We start from the raw sequence: 21,785 nt of genomic DNA, 5'->3' as shown, positions 1-21,785 counted from the left end.
AGGAAAGCATCGTGGCACGTTACTTAGGGCCTAAGGCCAAATTAGCACGTCGGGAAGGTACCGACTTATTTTTAAAGAGCGCACGTCGCGCCCTGTCAGACAAGTGCAAGTTAGATACTAAGCCTGGTCAACATGGCCGTACATCTGGCTCAAGAACATCTGATTACGGTAATCAATTGCGTGAAAAGCAAAAGGTTAAGCGTATCTATGGCGTATTAGAGCGTCAATTCCGTCGTTACTTCGCAGAAGCTGAGCGTCGTAAGGGCAACACTGGTGAAACATTGCTCCAGTTGCTTGAGTCACGTTTAGACAACGTGGTTTATCGCATGGGCTTTGGTTCTACTCGTGCTGAAGCGCGTCAATTGGTTTCTCATTGCGCAATTTTGCTCAATGGCAGCCCTGTAAACATTCCATCAATTCAGGTTAAGCCTGGTGATGTAGTGGCGATTCGTGAAAAAGCGAAGAAGCAAGCGCGTATTACAGAATCACTCAATTTGGTTGGGCAAATGGCAGCTGTTACTTGGGTTTCAGTTGACGCAGCCAAGCTCGAGGGAACGTTTAAGCAAGTGCCTGACCGTGAAGATATTAGCGGTGAAATTAATGAAAGTTTGATCGTTGAATTGTATTCACGCTAATTAGGCACTCTCAAGGAAAAATATGCAAACAAATTTGCTCAAGCCAAAAATTATTTCTGTTGAAGCGCTTACTGCCAACCAAGCTAAGGTTGTGATGGAGCCGTTCGAGCGTGGCTATGGCCACACACTTGGCAATGCATTACGTCGTGTTTTGTTGTCCTCGATGGTTGGTTATGCACCAACTGAAGTAGCAATTGCTGGTGTTGTTCATGAATATTCCACATTAGATGGCGTTCAAGAGGATGTAGTAAACCTTTTGTTGAACCTCAAAGGGATCGTATTTAAGTTGCAGTCACGTGATGAAGTTACTATCAATTTGCGTAAGGAAGGCCCAGGCGTTGTTACTGCAAAAGATATCGACTTGCCACATGATGTAGAAATCATTAATCCTGATCACGTTATCGCTCACTTGTCAGCTGGTGGCAAGTTGGATATGCAGATCAAGGTTGAAAAAGGCCGTGGCTATGTACCAGGCAATATGCGTCAATACCATGACGAAGCTACCAAGATCATTGGTCGTATCGTATTGGATGCCTCATTTAGCCCAGTAAGCCGTGTTAGCTATGCTGTTGAGTCTGCTCGTGTTGAGCAACGTACCGACCTTGATCGTCTCGTAATGACAATCGAAACAAATGGTGTGTTGTCTCCTGAAGAGGCGATTCGTCAAGCCGCTACCATTTTGGTTGATCAGTTAGTTGTATTCGCAGCCCTCGAAAGCAGCGAAGTTTCTGGTGATCTCGCACCAAGTCGCTCATCAATGGTTGATCCAATGTTGATGCGTCCGGTTGATGATCTCGAACTCACAGTGCGCTCTGCAAACTGCTTGAAGGCTGAGAATATTTACTACATCGGTGACTTGATTCAACGTACAGAGAATGAATTGTTGAAGACGCCTAATTTAGGTCGTAAGTCTTTGAATGAAATCAAAGATGTATTGGCGGCTCGTGGCTTAAGTCTTGGCATGAAACTCGAAAGCTGGCCTCCAGCTAACCTCGAGAAATAATTAGAAAGGAAGCATCATGCGTCACGGAAACGGCTTACGCAAATTAAACAGAACATCATCACATCGCTTAGCGATGCTGCGCAACATGTCCAATTCTCTTTTGGAGCACGAAGTGATTAAAACCACTTTGCCAAAAGCAAAAGAATTGCGCATGGTTGTTGAGCCTTTGATTACCTTGGGTAAAAAAGATAACTTAGCAAACCGTCGCTTAGCATTCAATCGCACACGCGATCGCGATATCGTGACCAAACTCTTCACAGAGCTCGGCCCACGTTACGCAACTCGTCCAGGCGGCTACCTTCGTATTTTGAAGTTTGGCTTCCGTCATGGTGACAATGCACCTATGGCTTTGGTTGAGTTGGTAGATCGTCCAGAAGTTGAAGAAACAGCAGTAGCTGAAGAGGCTTAAGCCCTTTAGTAAGATTAAAAGCCAGGCTTCGGTCTGGCTTTTTTCATTTATACGGTTATAAATACAGGATGGCCCTAGAAAAATCTACCGAATTGCTGATTGTTGTCACCAGCTTTGCATCATTTGAAGATGCAAAGAAAATGGCGCATCAATTGATTGAAAGTCGGCTAGCTGCTTGTGTACAAATTCAGGAGGGTGTGTATTCCATCTATCGCTGGGAAGGCAAGATTTGCGAAGCAAGTGAAGTTCTATTGTCAGCAAAGACGGTTGCAGATAAATGGGTAGATATTTCTAATTTCATCAAAAGTCATCACCCTTATGATTTGCCGGAGGTGATTGCCTATGCCCCTGAAAAATATGAAGCGCCGTATGGCAAGTGGGTTCAGGCCGAGGTAAAGTAAGTCCCATGAGATTGATTAATAAATTCATCCCAGTTCTGGCTGCAATCCTATTCTTTGTTGGTAATGCTATTGCAGCCCCAGAATTCCTACCGCCTGAGAAAGCATTTCAGGCTGAAGCAACGTGGGTGGTAAATACGAATGACATTGAGCTGGAAATTTTTCCAGCTAAGGGTTATTACATCTATCAAGAATCCCTGCATTTCAAGATGGGCTCCGAGCCCAATAAATTAGCGCTTGTAAAGGCATCGCTGCCTGCCGGAATTGAAAAGTATGACGAAACTTTTCAAAAGAAAATGCAGGTTTATAAGCAGGCATTTCTACTTACGCTAGATAAAAAAGCGGAAGTGGGAAAGCCTTTATATCTAGAATTGGAGTTACAAGGTTGCGCTGAAGCAGGAATTTGTTATCCGCCAATGACTCTCAAGTTCCTACTTGCGGGCCCTGGGGTAAAGGCCGGGCCGATACCAGAATTATTGGAAGGCGTTGAAGCGGGTAATACCCCCAAAAAAGAATTGAGCCTAATAGATGTATGGCGTGAGCGTGATGACGTTAATGCCATTAGTCGCTTTTTAGAAAGCACCCCAACAGGATATCTTTTCTTGGCTTTCTTCATTCTGGGTCTGGCATTAGCTTTCACTCCCTGTGTACTTCCGATGCTACCGATTCTCTCGAGCGTGGTATTTGGAACGCAGGGTAAACAATCCATCAGTAAGGGCCGCGCCAGCTTATTGGCGGTGGCCTATGTGCTCGGTATGGCCTGCGTATATGCTTTGGCTGGAGTCTTGATGGCTGCCTTAGGTGGAAGCGTCCAAAGAGCTCTACAGAGCCCTATAGCGCTGATTGGGTTTGCATTGCTTCTACTGGCCTTATCAGGCAGTCTTTTTGGTCTATATGAGCTCAGAATGCCCCAATCTTGGCAGCAAAAGGTGGATCAATTGGCGGGGCGTCATAAAGGAGGCAGTTTTGCAGGTGCCTTTGCTTTGGGCGGAATTTCTACATTAGTTGCCAGCCCTTGTATTACCGCCCCTTTAGCTGGGGTACTCGCTTTTATTGCCCAAACAGGCTCAATGAGTTTGGGGGCAGGCCTCCTCTTTGTGATGGCTTTGGGTATGGGTTTGCCACTTCTCTTTATTGCTATAGAAGCGCGCATATTAATTCCATCAACTGGCATTTGGATGGTTTGGTTGCAAAGAACATTGGGTGTTTTATTGGTTGCTACTGCGGCATGGATTGCTTCACCGCTTTTACAGAATGGCAGCAGCGGCGTGACTACTACCGCTGCCAATGGCCAGCGCCAACATCAGATTGGAAATGCGAGTTTTGCTGTAATTGAATCTAGTGCGCAGTTAGAGCAATTCTTAGCTCAAGCAAAAGAACAAAAGAAATTGGTGCTCTTAGATTTTTATGCAGACTGGTGCATTTCTTGTAAGGAGATGGAAGTCAATACTTTCGCAAATCCTGAAGTGAATCAAGAGCTGCAGAAGTTTGTTTTGCTGCAAGCTGACGTTACAAAGAATAGCCCCGACAATCAGGCTTTATTGAAGCGCTTTGGATTATTTGGCCCACCCGGAATTTTGATCTTTGATCTCAATTCTGAAGAGTTAAAAGATCAACGGGTAATTGGCTATATGCCGCCACAGCGTTTTGCCGAGCGCTTGAAAAAAGTACTAGCAAATTAAATTACTCGAGACTGAATAAGTTTTTTACTTATTCAGTCCTCACCATCAAAAGTTATTTACTTGCTTTGATAAGGCGTGCAGCCTCGAGTGCGAAGTAAGTCAATATGCCATCTGCGCCAGCACGTTTAAATGCAAGCAAAGATTCCATCATCACAGCGTCGTGATCAAGCCAGCCGTTTTGTGCTGCAGCTTTGAGCATGGCGTACTCACCACTGACTTGGTATGCATAAGTCGGGTAATTAAATTCATCGCGGACTCTGCGCACGATATCTAGGTAAGGCATGCCAGGTTTGACCATCACCATATCAGCACCTTCGCTGATATCGAGAGCAACCTCCCGCAAAGCCTCATCAGTATTGGCGCAATCCATTTGGTAGGTTTTCTTATCAGCTTTACCTAAATTTTTTGCTGAACCTACTGCATCACGAAATGGTCCATAAAAAGCAGAGGCATATTTCGCGGAGTAAGCCATGATGCGAGTGTGAATGAGCTTCTTCTCTTCTAGCGCTTCACGAATTTTTCCGATACGACCATCCATCATGTCTGATGGTGCAACGATATCAACACCAGCTTGCGCTTGAGCAATAGCTTGTTGCACCAAGATTGCCGTAGTCTCATCATTCAGAATGCGACCTTGCTCATCTAAGACACCATCTTGACCATGACTTGTGTAAGGATCAAGTGCGACATCTGTCATGATGCCCAAATTAGGAAAGCGTTTCTTGAGTTCGCGTACTGCGGCCGGAATTAATCCATTGGGATTAAAAGCTTCTTTGCCATCAGGTGTTTTCAGAGATGCATCAATCACCGGAAAGAGTGCCATCACAGGAATGCCTAATGCAACGCATTCTTCGGCTACGCCAAAAAGTAAATCTAATGAAACACGATTCACGCCAGGCATTGAGGCAACAGCTTCTGATTTACCTTGGCCTTCAAGTAGGAACACTGGGTAGATCAAGTCATTGGCAGAAACGCTGTTCTCTTGCATTAGGCGACGCGACCAATCATCGCGACGCATGCGACGTGGGCGGTGCGCCGGAAAGTTCAACAAAGAGTTAGCTTGTGATTTCATCTTCTTGAGTCTCTGCTTCAAATAACCATTTAATAACAATATTGTCGGCCTCTTCAAGACCAATGCGCTTGGTGCTTGAAAATAATTGTGCCGTAAGTTGCTTGGATTCTCCATTCCCGTCGGGAAGTGCAGGGTCGTATTGCTGTAATTGTTTGCGGACAGCCTCAAGCACATGTTTACATTCACTTTTGTTGAGCTTGTCGCACTTGCTGAGCAAAACATGAATAGGTTTACCGGTCGGCACAAACCATTGGATCATTTGCTCGTCCAGCTCGGTAATGCCTCGCCTGGAGTCCACAATGAGGACCATGCCTACCAGTTGCTCCCGCTCCTGCAGGTAATCGCTTAGAAGGGTATTCCAGTGGTATTTGGTCTCATGATTGACGGCTGCATAGCCATAACCCGGTAAATCCACCAAATAGGCCAAAAGATCATCTTTTGCAAAAAGACCAAAATAGTTGATGTGCTGGGTACGTCCTGGCGTTTTACTGGCAAAAGCGAGGCGTTTTTGGTTACAAAGTACGTTAATTGCACTAGATTTGCCCGCATTTGAGCGCCCAGCAAAGGCTACCTCTCGGAGTGGAGTGGCAGGCAGGCAATGGGTATCATTGACTGTGGTCGCAAATCGGGCTTGAAAGAGTTTAGACATGTCCAGAAGCTATTGTAAAATCACGCAAAATCATGAAATATCTCATGGTGTTGGGTAAAAGGTTGTAAAAGTAGGGCCCAAACACTTTTAGGAATTTTTGCCAAGGTAAACATAATGCGTCAAACCTCTCAAATCTCCAAATTAACTAGCGTAAGCGCTAGCCTGGCCACTGGCTTATTACTGGCTATGACCAGCTTCTCTGGTGTGGTTAGCGCCGCAGATCCTGCGCCTGCTGCTGCCCCGATGGCGGAAGCCGCTGCTAAGCCAGCTGTTCCTGGCAAGCCTAAGGTCGACCCTGCTGTTGGTGAAGCGCTTTACTCTAATGGCGATGCTAGTCGTGGCGTTACTGCCTGCTTGACTTGTCATGGCCCTAAAGGTCAAAGTGCAACCGCTACTTGGCCTAAGTTGTCTGCTCAGCATGCAGCATACACAGCCAAGCAATTAAAGAACTTCAAGGATGGCACTCGTGCTAACCCGGTCATGATGGGAATGGCTGCTACCCTGACTGAGCAAGATATGAATAATATTTCTGCTTACTTGGCTAGTCAGCCAGTTTCACAGGGTGTTGCTCAGAACAAAGACACGATTGAATTAGGTCAAAGTATTTATCGTGGCGGTATCGCTGCTAAGGGCGTTCCAGCATGTGCAGCATGTCATAGCCCAACTGGTGCCGGCATCCCATCACAGTACCCACGCATGGGTGGTCAGTGGGCTGAGTACAACACTGCGCAGTTGCTAGCGTTCCGCGAAGGCACTCGTAAAAATAGCACTCAGATGACAACGATCGCAACTAAGCTTTCTGATCAAGAAATGAAAGCTGTTGCTGATTACATGGCTGGCTTGCATTAATAGTTACGTTCAGTACAAAACAAAAACCCCGCTGAAGTAGCGGGGTTTTTTATTACCTAGAAATTTACCTAAAGGCGTTATTAATTAAATTTAGTTTGGCAGGGTAGTTTCACTAGCAAAGAGATCGGCAACATTTTCACGTGCACGAATGACATATGCATTCTTGCCATCAACCATGATCTCAGCAGGTTTTGGCCGGGTGTTGTAATTGGATGCCATTACAAAACCATAAGCACCAGCAGATAAGATAGCCAGCAGATCACCCTCTTCAACTGCAAGCTTGCGATCTCTTCCGAGCCAGTCACCAGATTCGCATACAGGCCCAACGATGTCATAAGTAGAGCTTGCAACTTGTTTGGTTTGGACTGGAACGATTCCGTGATAAGCCTCGTATAGGGCTGGACGCATCAACTCAGTCATTGCTGCATCCACAATACAAAAGTTTTTCTCAGCACCGGGCTTGAGGTATTCCACTTGAGTCAGCAGCACGCCAGCATTGCCTACCAAGGATCTGCCGGGCTCTAAGACGATATCGAGGTGAGCAAAGCCGCGCTCAGCAACACGGTTGAGTAGGGTGTTGGTGAACTCAGTAATGTCAGGCGGGTTGTCATCGCCGTATGAAATGCCAAGGCCTCCACCTAAATCGAGATGATGAATCTCAATACCTTCTTTTTTCAATTGAGCAACTAGCTCGAGTACCTTATCAAGCGCATCAAGGTAGGGTGCGGTTGTGGTGATTTGTGAGCCAATATGACAATCAATACCAACTACATCAATTTGCGAAAGCAATGCAGCTTCACGATAGGTTTTTAGAACCTCGTGATAAGCAATGCCGAATTTATTTCCTTTTAATCCAGTAGAGATATATGGATGAGTTTGTGCATCCACATCGGGATTCACGCGCAAAGAAATCGGGGCGCGGCAATTGAGTTTTGTAGCAACGCGATTAATTTGATGTAGCTCAGCAATCGATTCCACATTGATGCATTTAACACCTGCTTGCAATGCTTGAGCGATTTCATGGGCGGATTTGCCAACACCTGCAAATACCAAACTCTTTGGATCTGCACCAACTGCCAGTGCGCGAGCTAATTCACCGCCGCTAACTAAGTCAAAGCCAGAGCCTAATTTTTTGAAGCAATCAATCACAGCTAAATTGCTATTGGCCTTCATGGCGTAATGAACGCGAGCACGTCTTTTGCCAGAAGAATCTACACAAGCTTTGTCATAGGCTTGATATGCCTCGGTTAACGCTTTTTTGCTATAGACATACAAAGGCGTGCCAAACTCTTTTGCCAAATCTGACAAAGGAATTTCTTCTGCATACCAATTGCCATTGCGTTCTGTAAATCCAGCTAGGTCAGGGAGTGGAATTGCTTTACTTGTCATTACTTGGCCGATGATGGGTTAGTTGCAGCAGGGCTTTGGGGTGGATAGAGCTTGCCTTTGGGTTCTGGCTCAGAGGGAGGGCTAGGCGCCGGTGGCACATTTGGCAAATATAAGGGCCCTCTTACCCCACACCCAACAAGGGATATTAGAAGGCTAATGCCAAGAGTTCTTTTAAGAATCGCTATCATGAATGTCTCTAAAACGAATGATTGAATATAGCATGCAGGACTCTAATATGAAGCCAGGCAATTTGACTGTGGAAACCATTGACGATAAGCAATTCCATCAGTTGGGCAGCAATTTATTACAGTCAATAGAAGTGGCCCTAGAGGCTGCAGACGATGCACTGGATTTAGACCTCGATGTAGAGCGCCAGGGCGGAAACGTGATTAATATTCGATTTAGGGATCGCAGCGTCATTGTGGTTAATACACAGCCACCTTTACATGAAATCTGGGTAGCGGCTAAATCTGGCGGTTATCACTATCGCTGGGCTGGAACTTTAGCTACGCCCCTATGGTTAGATACCAAAACAGGGCGCGAGCTTCTCGCTGATTTATCTGAATTTGCTAGCGCTCAGGCTGGGCAGGCGATTGCTATCAGTCTGATTCAAAAATAAAGCAAGCTAGATAATTAAACTGCCCCAGTCGCTGTTAGGGTCTCGATGACCTGAGCATCGGGAACACTCTTAATTTGCGCTTTGCCAATCTTTTCTAAAACGACGTAACGAATTTGACCGCCCTCAGTCTTTTTATCTACTTGCATTAATTCCATATAACGCTGGGCGCCAAACTTGGGTGGAACAATCGGCAGATTCATAGACTCAATAATTTGAGTTAAGCGATTAACTTCATCTTGAGTGATGAAGTTCAGACGTCGTGAGAGGTCTGCACCCATGACCATGCCGCAGCCAACAGCTTCACCATGTAACCACTCACCGTAACCCATGCCGGCCTCGATTGCGTGACCGAAGGTATGTCCAAAATTGAGAGTGGCACGGATGCCGCCTTCTCTTTCGTCTGCTGAAACAACAGCTGATTTAATTTCGCAAGAGCGTAATACTGCATGCGCCATTGCTGCGGTATCGCACGCTAGCAAAGCTTTTGCATTTGCTTCTATCCAGCTTAAGAATTCAGCATCTGCAATTGCGCCATGTTTGATCACTTCAGCTAGACCTGCAGAAAGCTCGCGGGCAGGCAATGTCTTCAAGGTATTGAGGTCGGCAATCACTGCTGCTGGCTGATGAAACGCCCCAATCATATTTTTTCCGAGTGGGTGGTTAATACCTGTCTTGCCACCGACAGAAGAGTCCACCTGGGCCAGCAAGGTTGTTGGCACTTGAATGAAGCGGATGCCGCGCATAAAGCTGGCAGCAGCAAACCCGGTCATGTCACCAATAACACCACCACCTAAAGCCACCAACATAGTTTGGCGATCAGCACCAAATTTAAGAAGGTCATCAAAAATCAATTGAAGATTTTTCCAGTCCTTATAAGACTCCCCATCAGGCAGCACAATCGTTCTGACGGGCTTACCGAGCTTCTCTAAAGTCTTGGTGAGACGCTCTGCATATAAAGGTGCAACTGTCGTATTGGTAACGATATAAATTGAGGTCGCTTTTTCGCAAGCGCTAAATAATTCTGGCTGATCTATTAAATCCGTACCGATATGAATGGGGTAGCTACGATTGCCTAGATCAACTTCTAATGTTTTCATGGATAAATTTATGCGGAGAGTTCGAGTTGCATGATGAGGGTATTGACTAGTTGATTGACGCTGGGCTTTCCAGTCTCAATTACATAGTCAGCGATTTCGCGATACAGGGGATCACGAATGGCGTATAGGTTTTCTAAAATCTTTTTTGCATCACCATTTTTAAGTAGCGGCCTACCTTCACCACCTTTAGTGCGATGCCATAGCTCCATCGGATTGGCGTGCAGATAAATTACTGTCCCTCTTTCGCTGAGGAGCTGACGATTCTCGGGCAGGAGTACGGCGCCACCACCAGTTGCCAAAATGACATCATGTTCAGCGGTAATATCCTTGATGGCTTGAGCCTCACGTTTGCGAAATCCATCCTCACCTTCCATTTCAAAGATGACGGGAATCTTGACTCCGCAACGATCTTCAATCACATGGTCGGCATCCAAAAATCGACGACCCAATTTCTTGGCCAGCAATTTGCCGACGGTCGACTTCCCGGCGCCCATAAGGCCAATCAGAAAGATATTGTTGGATGAAGAGTTCACCCTCCGATTTTATTAGTGTTTGTCCAGCACGGTGGGGGTTAAGAAGACTAATAGCTCAGTTTTATCTGCTAATTTGGATTTGTGTCGAAATAAATGGCCAATCAAGGGAATATCACCGAGAAGTGGAACCTTGATTTCATCATCGCGTTCGGTGGTTTGAAAAATACCTCCAATGATGGCTGTGCCCCCATTTTCAACGGTTACCTCGGAGCTGAGATTTTTGGTGTCAATGGCATAGCCCTGTTCGGTTTTCATGCCAATAGTGTCTTTATTGATCCCTACCAACATTGAGATCTTCCCGTCAGGATGAATCTTTGGCAAGACCTCTAGGCGTAAATTGGCTTTACGGAACTGTAATTTGCTCCCGCTTTGAGAGCTCACTTGATATGGCAGCTCAGTTCCCTGCTCAATTGTGGCTTTAACTTGATCGCCAGTCATGATCCGGGGGTTGGAGAGAATCTTGCCCTGACCATCAGATTCGAGGGCTGAAAGCTCTATTTGTAGTAGTCTGGCAGCATTCTTGGAAACCAGGGTTGCAGCCAAGGTGGCTGGGTTAAAGCCAGCTAAGCCAGTCCCTCCCAGATCAAGATTGGCGCTGGCGTTTTGATCTGGGCGATTGCCAATGCCATTGGCCTGGTATCCCAACTTCATTCCTAGTTCGCGGGCAAAGCGCTGATCCGCCTCGACGATGCGAGCCTCAATAAGGATCTGGCGAGGGCTATTAATGTGATCGCCCCCAAAAGGTAGGGCGGCATCCTCCCGTCGAAACTTTTGAAAACTCTGAATTTCTGCATGAGGGCCAATCCAGTAAATATCGCCATTTCGGACAAGCCTTAATCCCCGACTGGCAAGAATGGAATGGAGGGCAGTTTGCCAAGGGGTGTCCTTGAGATCGACCGAGATCTTGCCCTGAATAGATTCGCTGAGGAGGAAGTTGGTATTCCCCATTTTTGCCAAAACCTGCAAAAGTTCAGTCATTTCAATTTGGCTAAATTGCAGGCTAATACGATTATCTTTGAGGGTGGCCGAAGCGCTTCCTTCTGGAACATTTCCCAAGGCTGGGTTGATCAAAAAAACCACTACTAAGGCTAGCCGGGCGGCACGGGATTTTTGTAAGATATTCAATAAAGTTACTCTGATTGGGTTGACTTAAAAGTGATGGATTTACCTTTGGAGTGGGTCAAGATAGCCAGCTCTTTTTCAGCTTGAGTTAGGCGCCACTCGCCTAATACCAGATCCTGTTTGACCACCATCCTTGTGGACTTGCCGGTATGAAAAAAAGCGTGCTCCACTGCCCCCATACGGGTAATGCCCAAATACCTCCAACGACGAAGATCAGTCTCATGTGGGATGGCTGCTGGCTTGCTTTGAGGTGCCTGTATTGCTGGTTTTATCACTATTGAGTGAATACTCACTTCCATTTGATCTATTGCATCATATAGATAATCTCTCTCAGATGCCCATTCTCTTTGAGATAACTCAAAGTCTTTCTTGAGGGCGAATAGTTGATTCTGTAGGCTACTTATTTCACCTTCAGCACCAGATTTATTGGCGTCAAAATAGAAAAAGAGGCCGCCCCCGCAGATTAATAAGAGGGCGCCAAGGATCCAAATCGAGCTGAAATGAGGCCTATTTAACTCAAAGGATTTAGTCAGAAAAGACGGCTTTGGAGTCTTTGTTTTGGCCGCGAAATCTTCCCTGGGAGGGGAGGACGATTTTCGAATTCCGTGGGGATCTGGAATGGCGGGGTCATCCCCCAATTCACTCAGAATGTCATCAAAAGACTGGGGGGAAATGTGGCGTGGAGGCATGCCATATTGTTTGCCCTGCGGATAGTAAAAACGATCAGGGAAAGCGGAATTGAGCGTCAGAAAAATCCAAGCCAAAATCTTTCAAACAAGGGTTTTGGAGCTTTCGGGAAAAATGTATAAGCACCCTATAATTTGAATCTATGGCTCTACCCCCAAAAGACAAGCCGCCCTTAAATCGGCGGTTTAACCGACAGCCTGATAGACGTCCCGGTCAGCCTAGAGCGGAGCATGTCTCATCCAGAAAATCAGGAAGTAATCCCCTGATTAAGGCGCTGCTGATTATTAGCATGGTCTTTGCGGTGGTAATTACATTGTTACTGGGATATGCCTTCTTAATAGCAAAGCCGAATTTGCCGAAGATCTCGGCGCTGGTCGATTACAACCCCAAAACACCATTACGCATCTATACGGCCGATAAGGTCCTGATCGGTGAGTTTGGGGAGGAGCGCCGTAAGGTGATTCCTTTGAATGAAATCCCCATGAGTATGCGTAATGCCGTCTTAGCCATTGAGGACGATCGTTTTTACTCTCATGGCGGGGTGGACTACGTAGGCATTCTTAGAGCGGCCCTCACCAATTTACGTGGCAACCTCTCTCAGGGGGCCTCAACCATCACGATGCAGGTGGCCCGAAACTTCTTCCTGAGTAATGAAAAGACCTTTAGTCGCAAGATTTACGAAGTTCTCCTATCTTGGGAAATTGAGTCTCAATTAAGTAAAGACAAGATTCTTGAGATTTATATGAATCAGATCTTTTTGGGACAAAGGGCTTATGGATTTTCTAGTGCAGCCCAAATCTATTTCGGTAAAGAATTAAAAGACATCACTATTGCGGAGTCAGCGATGTTGGCTGGTTTGCCAAAAGCGCCATCTGCATATAACCCGGTAAGCAACTTCCGTCGTGCCAAGATTCGTCAGGAATACATTTTGCAGCGGATGCGCGATTTGTCGTATATCACTCCCGAGCAGTATCAAGTTGCTATGGCGGAAGAGTTGCACATCCGTGGTCTTGGAAATGAATTTAGTACCCGCGCTGATTTTGCTTCGGAGATGGTGCGTCAATTACTGTTTACGCAATACGGCGAAGCAATTTATTCCCAGGGTATCGATGTCTACACCACGATCCTGAAGGCGGATCAAGATGCGGCATATAAGGCAGTACGTCGCGGTATTTTTGAATATGACTTGCGTCACGCTTATCGTGGTCCAGAAGGATTTATTGATTTGCCAGAAGATCAAGTCAAGCGTCAGCGCGCAATTGATGAGGCCTTGTTGGCATACCCTCAGTTAGATGATTTGCAGTCCGGTGTTGTGCTCGATGTCAAGCCAAAAGAAATGCAAGTGATGATTTCAACGGGGGATACGATCACGCTGAAAGGTGAGGGTATGAAACTTGCTGCCGCCTCTTTAACGGATAGCACTCAACCCAAAAAACGTTTGCGTCCTGGAGCCATCATTAGATTGCTTTCGGATGGTGGCGTTTGGAAGTTAGCGCAATTACCCCAGGTTGAAGCAGCCTTTGTCTCTATGAATGCCGAGACGGGTGCGATACTTTCCTTGGTAGGTGGTTTTGATTTCCGTCGCAATCAATTTAATCACGTTACTCAGGCTCAGCGCCAGCCAGGATCTTCATTTAAGCCATTTATTTATGCGGCTGGAATTGAAAAAGGTTTTTCTCCAAGCACGATGGTGAACGATGCACCGCTGTCTATTGGAAGCATGGAAACCGGTAGCCAAGCTTGGGAGCCAAAGAACTATGATGGCAAGTATGAAGGCATGATGCGCTTGCGTACTGCTTTAGCTAAATCGAAGAACTTGGTATCTGTGCGACTCATTCGCGCAATTGGCCCATCCTACGCACAAGAATATATTCAGCGTTTTGGTTTTGAAAAGGAGAAGCATCCGCCTTACTTAACTATGGCTTTGGGTGCTGGCTCTGTAACGCCCCTGCAAATGGCATCCGCTTACAGCGTGTTTGCTAACGGCGGCTACCGCGTAGATCCATTCTTAATTAATAAAATGACGGATTCAAAAGGAACGGTTTTATTTGAAGCTAAGCCTACCCATGCCCGAGAAGACGCACCTCGCGTGCTGGATGCAAGAACGGCTTTTGTAATGGACAGCATGTTGCAAGAAGTGACAAAGACTGGAACCGCTGGAAGTGCGAGAGCGAAATTGGGTCGCAGTGATATCGCGGGCAAAACAGGTACAACCAATGATTCTCATGATGCTTGGTTCGCGGGATACAACCCAAAGGTAGTGGCTATTGCCTGGATTGGATTTGATAAACCGACAAGCTTAGGTGATCGTGAGACTGGCGGCGGTCTTGCTTTGCCCATGTGGATTTCTTATATGAGTACCGCTCTGAAAGATGAGCCACAACAAGGTCGTGAAGTGCCTGCGGGTGTAACTCAAGTTGATGGCGATTGGTTTATCCCAGAATTTTCCAATAACGGCGGTGTGCGCGAACTGCAGTAGTTCGTTTTAGCAATGGCAAGGCAAGCGCGCACCATTATTCCTGGCCAAGCAATGCATGTCATGGTTCGTGGCAATAATCGTGAAGTGCTTTTCTTTAATGATGCGGACCGCCGTATTTATCTAGATTGGCTGCGAGAAGCTGCAAAGCAATTTGGGAGTGCAGTCCACGCTTTTGCATTGATGCCTAATCATGTTCATCTACTGATCACTCCCCAAAACGCAGATTCGCTTTCTAAGACGATGCAATCTCTAGGTAGGCGTTATGCCCAGTATTTCAATCAACAACACAACCGTTCGGGAACTATTTGGGAGGGACGGTATCGCTCCTCGCTAATAGACCCAGACTATTTTTTGCGCTGCCAACGCTATATTGAGTTAAACCCCGTGAGAGCTGGTTTTGAATCTAGCCCCCAAGATTCAACGTGGACCAGTTTTGCATCCCATATTGGCGGCAATGCAGAGCCTTGGTTAGTTGATCACCAGCACTTTTGGAAATTGGGTAATACCCCTTTTGAGAGGCAAATGACTTGGGCGGGATTTGTGAAGGAGGGCGCTCCCCATTGGGAAGATCGTCAAATTACTGAGGCATTAGTCAGATCTAAGCCTTGGGTGAGCGATATTTACGCTAAAAAACTATTTAAAGATAATCCCGAGCAGACATTGATTCGCCATCGTGGCCGCCCTAAGAAAATAATATCAATTAATTCAGTAACTTAGATCATATTCTGAGGATTTGGTAAGTTGCTCTTTTGCCATGAAGTAACGACTCTGTCCCTTTTATAGCAATTCATCTTGGTGCTGACCCAATTTAAATGGGACAGACTCATTTTATTTCTATTGCATCAGCATGGGTATTCACCTATATTGGATCCTCCAAAAGTAATCAGGCCCCAAGGGCACACGGAAATACCATGACTACACAAATGAATACAGATCTTCGTCCAATCGCACAGGGTCTCTACGATCCACAAAATGAGCATGATGCTTGCGGCGTCGGATTCGTCGCTCACATCAAGGGCAAGAAGTCACATGAGATTGTTGCTCAAGGATTGAAAATTCTTGAGAACTTAGACCACCGGGGTGCTGTTGGTGCTGACCCATTGATGGGTGACGGCGCTGGAATTTTGATTCAAGTTCCAGATACTTTGTATCGCGAAGAAATGGCTAAGCAAGGTATCGAGTTGCCACCATTCGGTGAGTACGGCGTCGGCATGATTTTCTTGCCTAAGGAGCATGCATCCCGTTTAGCTTGCGAACAAGAATTGGAGCGTACTGTTCGTCTAGAAGGTCAGGTTGTATTGGGATGGAGAGATGTACCTATTGATGTGAAGTTGCCAATGTCTCCAACTGTACAAATGACAGAGCCATTTATCCGTCAAATTTTTATTGGACGTGGCCGTGACATCATGACGACCGATGCTCTTGAGCGTAAGTTATATGTGATTCGTAAAACTGCAAGTCATGCAATTCAAGATTTACATTTGAAGCATGGCAAAGAATATTTTGTTGCATCAATGTCTGCTCGCACCATTGTTTACAAGGGTTTGCTGTTAGCCAACCAAGTGGGCGCGTACTACAAAGATTTGCAAGATCCACGCACTGTATCTGCATTGGCATTGGTGCATCAACGCTTCTCAACAAATACTTTCCCAGCATGGGAATTGGCCCACCCATACCGCATGATTGCGCACAATGGTGAGATCAACACAGTTAAAGGTAACGTCAACTGGGTAAATGCACGCGAAGGCGCTATCAGCTCTCCAGTTTTGGGCGACGATCTTAAAAAATTATGGCCACTAATTTATCCAGGGCAATCTGACACAGCTTGTTTTGATAACTGCTTAGAGTTATTGGTGATGTCAGGTTATCCGCTGGCACAAGCCATGATGATGATGATTCCAGAGGCATGGGAACAACATGCATTGATGGATGAAAACCGCCGTGCATTCTACGAATACCATGCAGCAATGATGGAGCCATGGGATGGCCCAGCTGCGATGGCGTTTACAGACGGCCGCCAGATTGGTGCCACTCTTGACCGTAATGGTTTGCGTCCAGCGCGCTACTACGTGACTGATGATGACTTGGTCATTATGGGTTCAGAAGCTGGTGTATTGCCGATTCCAGAGAGCAAGATTGTTCAAAAATGGCGCTTGCAACCAGGCAAGATGTTCATGATTGATATGGAGCAGGGTCGCATTATTGATGATGTTGAATTAAAGGATGCTGTCTCCAAAGCGAAGCCATATAAGAGCTGGATTGATGCAGTGCGCGTTAAGCTCGACGAAGTTGATGCAAGCAAAGATGACTTAGTGGATGAAAAAACCACGATTCGTCCAGCAGCTAAATTATTGGATCGCCAGCAGGCTTTTGGTTACACCCAAGAAGATATTAAGTACCTCATGGCGCCAATGGCCATGAATGGCGAAGAGGCAATTGGATCAATGGGTAACGATAGCCCATTGGCCGTACTCTCTAATAAGAACAAGCCACTCTATAACTACTTCAAGCAATTGTTTGCGCAGGTGACCAATCCTCCGATTGACTCCATCCGCGAAAACATGGTGATGTCTTTAGTGTCTTTCATCGGACCTAAGCCGAATTTGTTGGATACCAACAATATCAACCCACCAATGCGCCTGGAAGTAAGTCAGCCGATTTTAGATTTTGACGACATGACCAAAATTCGTCATATCGGCCATTACACCAACGGCAAGTTCCGCTCATATGAGTTGGATATTTGCTATCCAGCATCTTGGGGCAAAGCAGGTATCGAAGCTCGCTTAGCATCTTTGTGTGCCGAAGCAGCTGATGCGGTTCGCTCTGGTTACAACATCTTGATTGTGAGCGATCGTCAGGTTGATGAGCAGCACGTGGCAATCCCTGCGTTGTTGGCAACTTCAGCGATTCATCAGCACTTGGTGGAAAAAGGTTTACGTACTAGCGTTGGCCTCGTTGTTGAAACTGGTAGCGCGCGTGAGACACATCACTTCGCACTCTTGGCTGGCTATGGCGCTGAAGCAGTTCATCCGTACTTAGCAATGGAAACTTTGGCTGAAATGGCTAAAGGTTTGTCTGGCGATTTGTCAGCAGAAAAAGCTGTAAAGAATTTTGTCAAAGCGGTTGGTAAGGGCTTGCAAAAAGTGATGTCCAAAATGGGTATCTCTACTTACATGTCTTACACCGGCTCACAGATTTTTGAAGCGATTGGTTTAAATAAAGACGTTATTGATCATTACTTCAAAGGCACTCCATCGAATGTGGGTGGTATTGGTGTATTCGAAGTCGCTGAAGAAGCGTTGCGTATGCATCAGTCTGCATTTGGTAATGACCCAGTGCTAACTAATATGCTCGAAGCTGGTGGTGAGTATGCCTTCCGTATTCGTGGTGAGAACCATATGTGGACTCCAGATACGATTGCGAAGTTGCAGCACTCCACTCGTATTGGTATCGACAAGGGTTATCAAACCTACAAAGAGTACGCCAACATCATTAATGACCAAACTAAGCGTCAGATGACATTGCGCGGCTTGTTTGAGTTCAAGATTGATCCAGCTAAAGCAATTCCTTTGGATGAAGTTGAATCTGCAAAAGAAATCGTCAAACGTTTTGCAACAGGCGCGATGTCTTTAGGTTCGATCTCTACTGAAGCGCATGCTACTTTGGCAATTGCTATGAACCGTATTGGCGGTAAGTCCAATACCGGTGAGGGTGGTGAAGATCCAAATCGTTATGTAAATGAGCTCAAAGGCATTCCTATTAAGAAGGGCGAAACGCTAGCGAGCATTTTGGGTGATGATGTTGTTGAAGCAAACATTCCTTTGCTCGATGGCGATTCATTGCGCTCCAGAATTAAGCAGGTTGCTTCAGGTCGTTTTGGTGTCACTACTGAATACCTGCGCTCTGCTGATCAGATTCAGATCAAGATGGCTCAAGGTGCTAAGCCTGGTGAAGGCGGTCAATTGCCAGGTGGCAAAGTGTCCGATTACATCGGTAAGCTACGTTTCTCTGTGCCAGGTGTTGGTTTGATTTCTCCTCCACCACACCACGATATTTACTCTATTGAAGATATTGCCCAGTTGATTCACGATCTGAAGAACGTGAATCCAGCTGCTGATGTATCTGTGAAATTAGTGTCTGAAGTGGGTGTTGGTACGATTGCTGCCGGTGTTGCCAAAGCGAAAGCGGATCACGTTGTGATCGCTGGACATGACGGCGGTACAGGCGCATCACCACTGTCTTCTATTAAGCATGCTGGCTCCCCATGGGAATTGGGCTTGGCTGAAACTCAACAAACATTAGTGCTCAATGGTTTGCGTAGCCGTATTCGTGTGCAAGCCGACGGTCAAATGAAAACTGGTCGTGACGTCGTGATCGGCGCCTTGTTGGGCGCGGATGAGTTTGGTTTTGCAACAGCTCCATTGGTGGTTGAGGGTTGCATCATGATGCGTAAGTGTCATTTGAATACCTGCCCAGTTGGTGTTGCAACACAAGATCCAGAATTGCGTAAAAAGTTCTCTGGTAAGCCAGAGCACGTTGTGAACTTCTTCTTCTTTATTGCGGAAGAAGTAAGCGAGATCATGGCTCAGCTCGGTATTCGTAAGTTTGATGATTTGATCGGTCGTGTTGACTTCTTGGATACCCGCAAAGGTATTGAGAACTGGAAAGTGCATGGCTTGGATTTCAGTAAGATTTTTGCTGAACCTAACGTAGCCAAAGATGTTCCGCGTTACCAGATCCTCACTCAAGAGCATGGCTTAAGTAGTGCGCTCGATAACATTTTGATTGAGAAGAGTGAGCCAGCGTTACAACGTGGCGAGAAGGTCTCTTTCATTGTTCCAGTGAAGAACGTGAACCGTACGGTTGGCGCAATGCTTTCCGGAGAAATCGCTCAGCGTTATGGCCATGCTGGTTTGCCTGATGACACCATTCATATTCAATTGAATGGCACTGCTGGTCAAAGTTTCGCAGCCTTCTTGGCGCGCGGTATTACCTTGGACTTGGTTGGCGACGGTAACGACTATGTTGGAAAAGGCTTATCTGGTGGACGTGTGATAGTGCGTGCTCCACATGAGTTCCGTGGCGATACAGCCAAGAACATCATTGTTGGTAATACTGTTCTCTACGGGGCAATCGGCGGCGAAGCATTCTTCAACGGCGTTGCTGGCGAGCGTTTTGCAGTGCGTAACTCTGGCGCCACAACAGTAGTTGAAGGCACCGGCGATCACGGTTGTGAATACATGACTGGCGGTACTGTGGTTGTGTTGGGTGCAACTGGCCGTAACTTTGCAGCAGGTATGAGCGGCGGTATTGCTTATGTTTATGACGAAGATGGCCTCTTTGAGAAGCGTTGCAATACCAGCATGGCGACTTTGGAAAAAGTATTGCCATCCGCCGAACAGATTGCCAAGATGCCTCAGTCACAGTGGCATGCCCCTGTTGATGTGAAGGATGGTGGCGAGCGTATGACTGATGAGCAAATTCTGAAGGACTTGATCGAGCGTCATTTCCGCCACACCGGTTCAGAGCGTGCAAAAGCACTCTTGGCTGATTGGGAAAATGCCCGCGGTCGTTTTGTGAAAGTGCTGCCTACTGAGTACAAACGTGCTCTGGGTGAGCTGTGGGAAAAGGCGCAAAACAAAACTGTTGCAGCTTAATCAATATAGTTATTAAGAAAAGATACTAAGGATTCGATATGGGTAAGGTCACTGGATTTATGGAGTTTGAGCGCGTAGATGAAACCTACGAAGCTCCCGTTAAACGCCTCCATCACTACAAAGAGTTCGTTGCGGCATTAACGGATGAAGAGGCCAAAATACAGGGCGCGCGCTGTATGGATTGTGGTATTCCGTTTTGCAATAACGGTTGCCCTGTTAATAACATCATTCCTGATTTCAATGACTTGGTATTTCATAGTGATTGGAAGAATGCGTTAGATGTTTTGCAATCCACAAATAACTTCCCTGAGTTCACTGGCCGTATCTGCCCAGCACCTTGCGAAGCTGCATGCACCCTAGGAATTAATAGTGACGCCGTTGGCATTAAGTCAATCGAGCACGCCATTATTGATAAAGGTTGGGAGAATGGCTGGGTCAAGCCGCAGCCATCCAAAACCAAGACCGGCAAGAAAGTTGCCGTTGTTGGCGGCGGCCCTGCAGGTATGGCGACTGCACAGCAATTGGCGCGCGTGGGTCATGACGTTACAGTATTTGAAAAGAATGATCGTGTCGGCGGATTATTGCGCTACGGCATTCCTGATTTCAAGATGGAAAAATGGTTGATCGATCGTCGTGTTGAGCAGATGCAGGCTGAAGGCGTGAAGTTTGAGACTGGCGTATTTGTGGGTAAAGAAGCGATTGGTGCTGAAGTAAAAAACTATTCCACAAAAACCGTTTCACCTGATCAGTTGATGAAAGATTTTGACGCTGTTGTGATTAGCGGTGGATCTGAGCAGCCACGTGACTTGCCAGTCCCAGGTCGCGAGTTGAAGGGCGTTCACTATGCCTTGGAATTCTTGATCCCACAGAATAAGGAAAACGCTGGCGATTTCAAAAACGAAATTTCTGCAGCTGGTAAGCATGTAGTAGTAATTGGCGGTGGTGATACTGGATCTGATTGCGTAGGAACATCCAATCGTCATGGCGCTGCCAAGATTACTCAGTTTGAATTGTTGCCGCAGCCACCAGAAACGGAAAACAAACCTTTGGTATGGCCTTACTGGCCAACTAAGTTGCGTACATCCTCTTCGCACGAAGAGGGTTGTGAGCGTGATTGGTCTGTTGCTACAAAGCGTTTTGAAGGTAAAGACGGCAAATTAGAGAAATTAATCTGTGTGCGTTTGGAGTGGAAAGACGGCAAGATGTCAGAAATGCCAAATTCTGAATTCGAGATTAAGGCAGATTTAGTGTTCTTGGCCATGGGATTTGTATCGCCTGCAGCTCAGGTTCTCAATGCCTTTGGTGTTGAAAAAGACGCTCGCGGCAATGCAAAAGCCACAGTTGACGGCCAAAATGCCTATCAAACTAACGTTCCAAAGGTATTTGCTGCCGGCGATATGCGCCGTGGACAATCTTTGGTGGTTTGGGCGATTCGTGAAGGTCGTCAAGCCGCTCAGGCAGTTGATGAGTATTTAATGGGGTCTTCTGTTCTGCCGCGATAATAT

The 21,785-nt window shown here is 46.4% G+C and carries 19 protein-coding genes; 11 read left to right on the top strand and 8 right to left on the bottom strand.

Annotation, left to right across the window (positions count from 1 at the left end; translation table 11 throughout):
- Positions 1–11: 11 nt before the first annotated feature.
- From rpsD to dsbD, 5 genes are all read left to right on the top strand, one after another.
- Positions 12–635, top strand: coding sequence for a 30S ribosomal protein S4 (gene rpsD, locus ICN30_RS03025; protein WP_011901924.1), 624 nt, complete (start codon positions 12–14; stop codon positions 633–635).
- 22 nt (positions 636–657) lie between these two features.
- The gene (rpoA, locus tag ICN30_RS03020) at positions 658–1,638 is read left to right on the top strand and encodes a DNA-directed RNA polymerase subunit alpha (RefSeq protein ID WP_015420255.1); all 981 of its coding nucleotides are present in this window, start codon (positions 658–660) and stop codon (positions 1,636–1,638) included.
- A gap of 16 nt (positions 1,639–1,654) precedes the next feature.
- On the top strand, positions 1,655–2,047 hold the full coding sequence (rplQ, locus tag ICN30_RS03015) for a 50S ribosomal protein L17 (protein ID WP_015420256.1): 393 nt from the start codon (positions 1,655–1,657) through the stop codon (positions 2,045–2,047).
- Positions 2,048–2,115: 68 nt separating this feature from the next.
- Positions 2,116–2,448 (top strand): divalent-cation tolerance protein CutA, encoded by a 333-nt coding sequence (gene cutA, locus ICN30_RS03010; protein ID WP_216273171.1) that lies wholly within the window; start codon positions 2,116–2,118, stop codon positions 2,446–2,448.
- A gap of 5 nt (positions 2,449–2,453) precedes the next feature.
- Complete coding sequence (dsbD, locus tag ICN30_RS03005) at positions 2,454–4,127, top strand: protein-disulfide reductase DsbD (protein WP_216273169.1); 1,674 nt, start codon at positions 2,454–2,456, stop codon at positions 4,125–4,127.
- A 52-nt stretch (positions 4,128–4,179) separates the two neighbouring features.
- Here the strand turns inward: dsbD and hemB are convergent, their stop codons facing one another.
- Together hemB and yihA are read right to left on the bottom strand one after the other, a co-directional pair.
- Positions 4,180–5,199, bottom strand: coding sequence for a porphobilinogen synthase (gene hemB, locus ICN30_RS03000; RefSeq protein ID WP_370626579.1), 1,020 nt, complete (start codon positions 5,197–5,199; stop codon positions 4,180–4,182).
- Entirely contained in the window at positions 5,183–5,848 is a 666-nt protein-coding gene (yihA, locus tag ICN30_RS02995; RefSeq protein WP_216273166.1) for a ribosome biogenesis GTP-binding protein YihA/YsxC, read from the bottom strand. The genes hemB and yihA overlap by 17 nt, the downstream gene beginning before the upstream one ends.
- Positions 5,849–6,034: 186 nt before the next feature.
- Here yihA and ICN30_RS02990 point away from each other — a divergent pair, with 186 nt between their 5' ends.
- Positions 6,035–6,697, top strand: coding sequence for a cytochrome c (locus ICN30_RS02990; protein ID WP_370626580.1), 663 nt, complete (start codon positions 6,035–6,037; stop codon positions 6,695–6,697).
- A gap of 90 nt (positions 6,698–6,787) precedes the next feature.
- On the opposite strand, the gene lysA is transcribed toward ICN30_RS02990, so the two are convergent.
- Complete coding sequence (lysA, locus tag ICN30_RS02985) at positions 6,788–8,086, bottom strand: diaminopimelate decarboxylase (protein WP_216273161.1); 1,299 nt, start codon at positions 8,084–8,086, stop codon at positions 6,788–6,790.
- Positions 8,086–8,274, bottom strand: coding sequence for a lipoprotein (locus ICN30_RS02980; RefSeq protein WP_216273159.1), 189 nt, complete (start codon positions 8,272–8,274; stop codon positions 8,086–8,088). The genes lysA and ICN30_RS02980 overlap by 1 nt, the downstream gene beginning before the upstream one ends.
- Positions 8,275–8,321: 47 nt before the next feature.
- Here ICN30_RS02980 and cyaY point away from each other — a divergent pair, with 47 nt between their 5' ends.
- The gene (gene cyaY, locus ICN30_RS02975) at positions 8,322–8,705 is read left to right on the top strand and encodes an iron donor protein CyaY (RefSeq protein ID WP_216273157.1); all 384 of its coding nucleotides are present in this window, start codon (positions 8,322–8,324) and stop codon (positions 8,703–8,705) included.
- A gap of 14 nt (positions 8,706–8,719) precedes the next feature.
- Here cyaY and aroB read toward each other — a convergent pair whose 3' ends face one another.
- The 4 genes from aroB to ICN30_RS02955 are packed head-to-tail and all read right to left on the bottom strand — an operon-like array spanning position 8,720 to position 12,221.
- Entirely contained in the window at positions 8,720–9,802 is a 1,083-nt protein-coding gene (gene aroB, locus ICN30_RS02970; protein WP_216273154.1) for a 3-dehydroquinate synthase, read from the bottom strand.
- Positions 9,803–9,810: 8 nt separating this feature from the next.
- Positions 9,811–10,335, bottom strand: coding sequence for a shikimate kinase (locus ICN30_RS02965; protein WP_370626577.1), 525 nt, complete (start codon positions 10,333–10,335; stop codon positions 9,811–9,813).
- A gap of 12 nt (positions 10,336–10,347) precedes the next feature.
- Positions 10,348–11,460 carry a secretin and TonB N-terminal domain-containing protein gene (locus tag ICN30_RS02960; RefSeq protein WP_255533072.1) on the bottom strand — a complete coding sequence of 371 codons (1,113 nt, stop codon included), beginning with the start codon at positions 11,458–11,460 and terminating at the stop codon, positions 10,348–10,350.
- Positions 11,461–11,465: 5 nt separating this feature from the next.
- Positions 11,466–12,221 carry a hypothetical protein gene (locus ICN30_RS02955; protein ID WP_216273152.1) on the bottom strand — a complete coding sequence of 252 codons (756 nt, stop codon included), beginning with the start codon at positions 12,219–12,221 and terminating at the stop codon, positions 11,466–11,468.
- 65 nt (positions 12,222–12,286) lie between these two features.
- On the opposite strand from ICN30_RS02955, the gene ICN30_RS02950 reads away from it, so the two are divergent.
- From ICN30_RS02950 to ICN30_RS02935, 4 genes are all read left to right on the top strand, one after another.
- Positions 12,287–14,623, top strand: coding sequence for a penicillin-binding protein 1A (locus ICN30_RS02950; RefSeq protein ID WP_216273150.1), 2,337 nt, complete (start codon positions 12,287–12,289; stop codon positions 14,621–14,623).
- Between the two features lie 12 nt (positions 14,624–14,635).
- On the top strand, positions 14,636–15,340 hold the full coding sequence (locus ICN30_RS02945) for a transposase (RefSeq protein WP_216273148.1): 705 nt from the start codon (positions 14,636–14,638) through the stop codon (positions 15,338–15,340).
- 194 nt (positions 15,341–15,534) lie between these two features.
- On the top strand, positions 15,535–20,280 hold the full coding sequence (locus ICN30_RS02940; RefSeq protein WP_216273146.1) for a glutamate synthase-related protein: 4,746 nt from the start codon (positions 15,535–15,537) through the stop codon (positions 20,278–20,280).
- 38 nt (positions 20,281–20,318) lie between these two features.
- Positions 20,319–21,782, top strand: coding sequence for a glutamate synthase subunit beta (locus tag ICN30_RS02935; RefSeq protein ID WP_216273144.1), 1,464 nt, complete (start codon positions 20,319–20,321; stop codon positions 21,780–21,782).
- The last annotated feature ends 3 nt before the right edge of the window (positions 21,783–21,785 follow it).

The sequence above is a fragment of the Polynucleobacter sp. 31A-FELB genome (genome assembly GCF_018882405.1).
Classification (GTDB): Bacteria; Pseudomonadota; Gammaproteobacteria; order Burkholderiales; family Burkholderiaceae; genus Polynucleobacter.
Note: the sequence above shows the minus strand (reverse complement) of the source record. Positions and strands in the feature narration are given on the sequence as shown.

Coding starts and splice junctions, on each gene's coding strand:
- rpoA (WP_015420255.1), top strand. CDS start 658: ATGCAAACAAATTTGCTCAAGCCAAAAATTATTTCTGTTGAAGCGCTT.
- rplQ (WP_015420256.1), top strand. CDS start 1,655: ATGCGTCACGGAAACGGCTTACGCAAATTAAACAGAACATCATCACAT.
- cutA (WP_216273171.1), top strand. CDS start 2,116: ATGGCCCTAGAAAAATCTACCGAATTGCTGATTGTTGTCACCAGCTTT.
- dsbD (WP_216273169.1), top strand. CDS start 2,454: ATGAGATTGATTAATAAATTCATCCCAGTTCTGGCTGCAATCCTATTC.
- hemB (WP_370626579.1), bottom strand. CDS start 5,199: ATGAAATCACAAGCTAACTCTTTGTTGAACTTTCCGGCGCACCGCCCA.
- yihA (WP_216273166.1), bottom strand. CDS start 5,848: ATGTCTAAACTCTTTCAAGCCCGATTTGCGACCACAGTCAATGATACC.
- ICN30_RS02990 (WP_370626580.1), top strand. CDS start 6,035: ATGACCAGCTTCTCTGGTGTGGTTAGCGCCGCAGATCCTGCGCCTGCT.
- lysA (WP_216273161.1), bottom strand. CDS start 8,086: ATGACAAGTAAAGCAATTCCACTCCCTGACCTAGCTGGATTTACAGAA.
- ICN30_RS02980 (WP_216273159.1), bottom strand. CDS start 8,274: ATGATAGCGATTCTTAAAAGAACTCTTGGCATTAGCCTTCTAATATCC.
- cyaY (WP_216273157.1), top strand. CDS start 8,322: ATGAAGCCAGGCAATTTGACTGTGGAAACCATTGACGATAAGCAATTC.
- aroB (WP_216273154.1), bottom strand. CDS start 9,802: ATGAAAACATTAGAAGTTGATCTAGGCAATCGTAGCTACCCCATTCAT.
- ICN30_RS02950 (WP_216273150.1), top strand. CDS start 12,287: ATGGCTCTACCCCCAAAAGACAAGCCGCCCTTAAATCGGCGGTTTAAC.
- ICN30_RS02945 (WP_216273148.1), top strand. CDS start 14,636: ATGGCAAGGCAAGCGCGCACCATTATTCCTGGCCAAGCAATGCATGTC.
- ICN30_RS02940 (WP_216273146.1), top strand. CDS start 15,535: ATGACTACACAAATGAATACAGATCTTCGTCCAATCGCACAGGGTCTC.
- ICN30_RS02935 (WP_216273144.1), top strand. CDS start 20,319: ATGGGTAAGGTCACTGGATTTATGGAGTTTGAGCGCGTAGATGAAACC.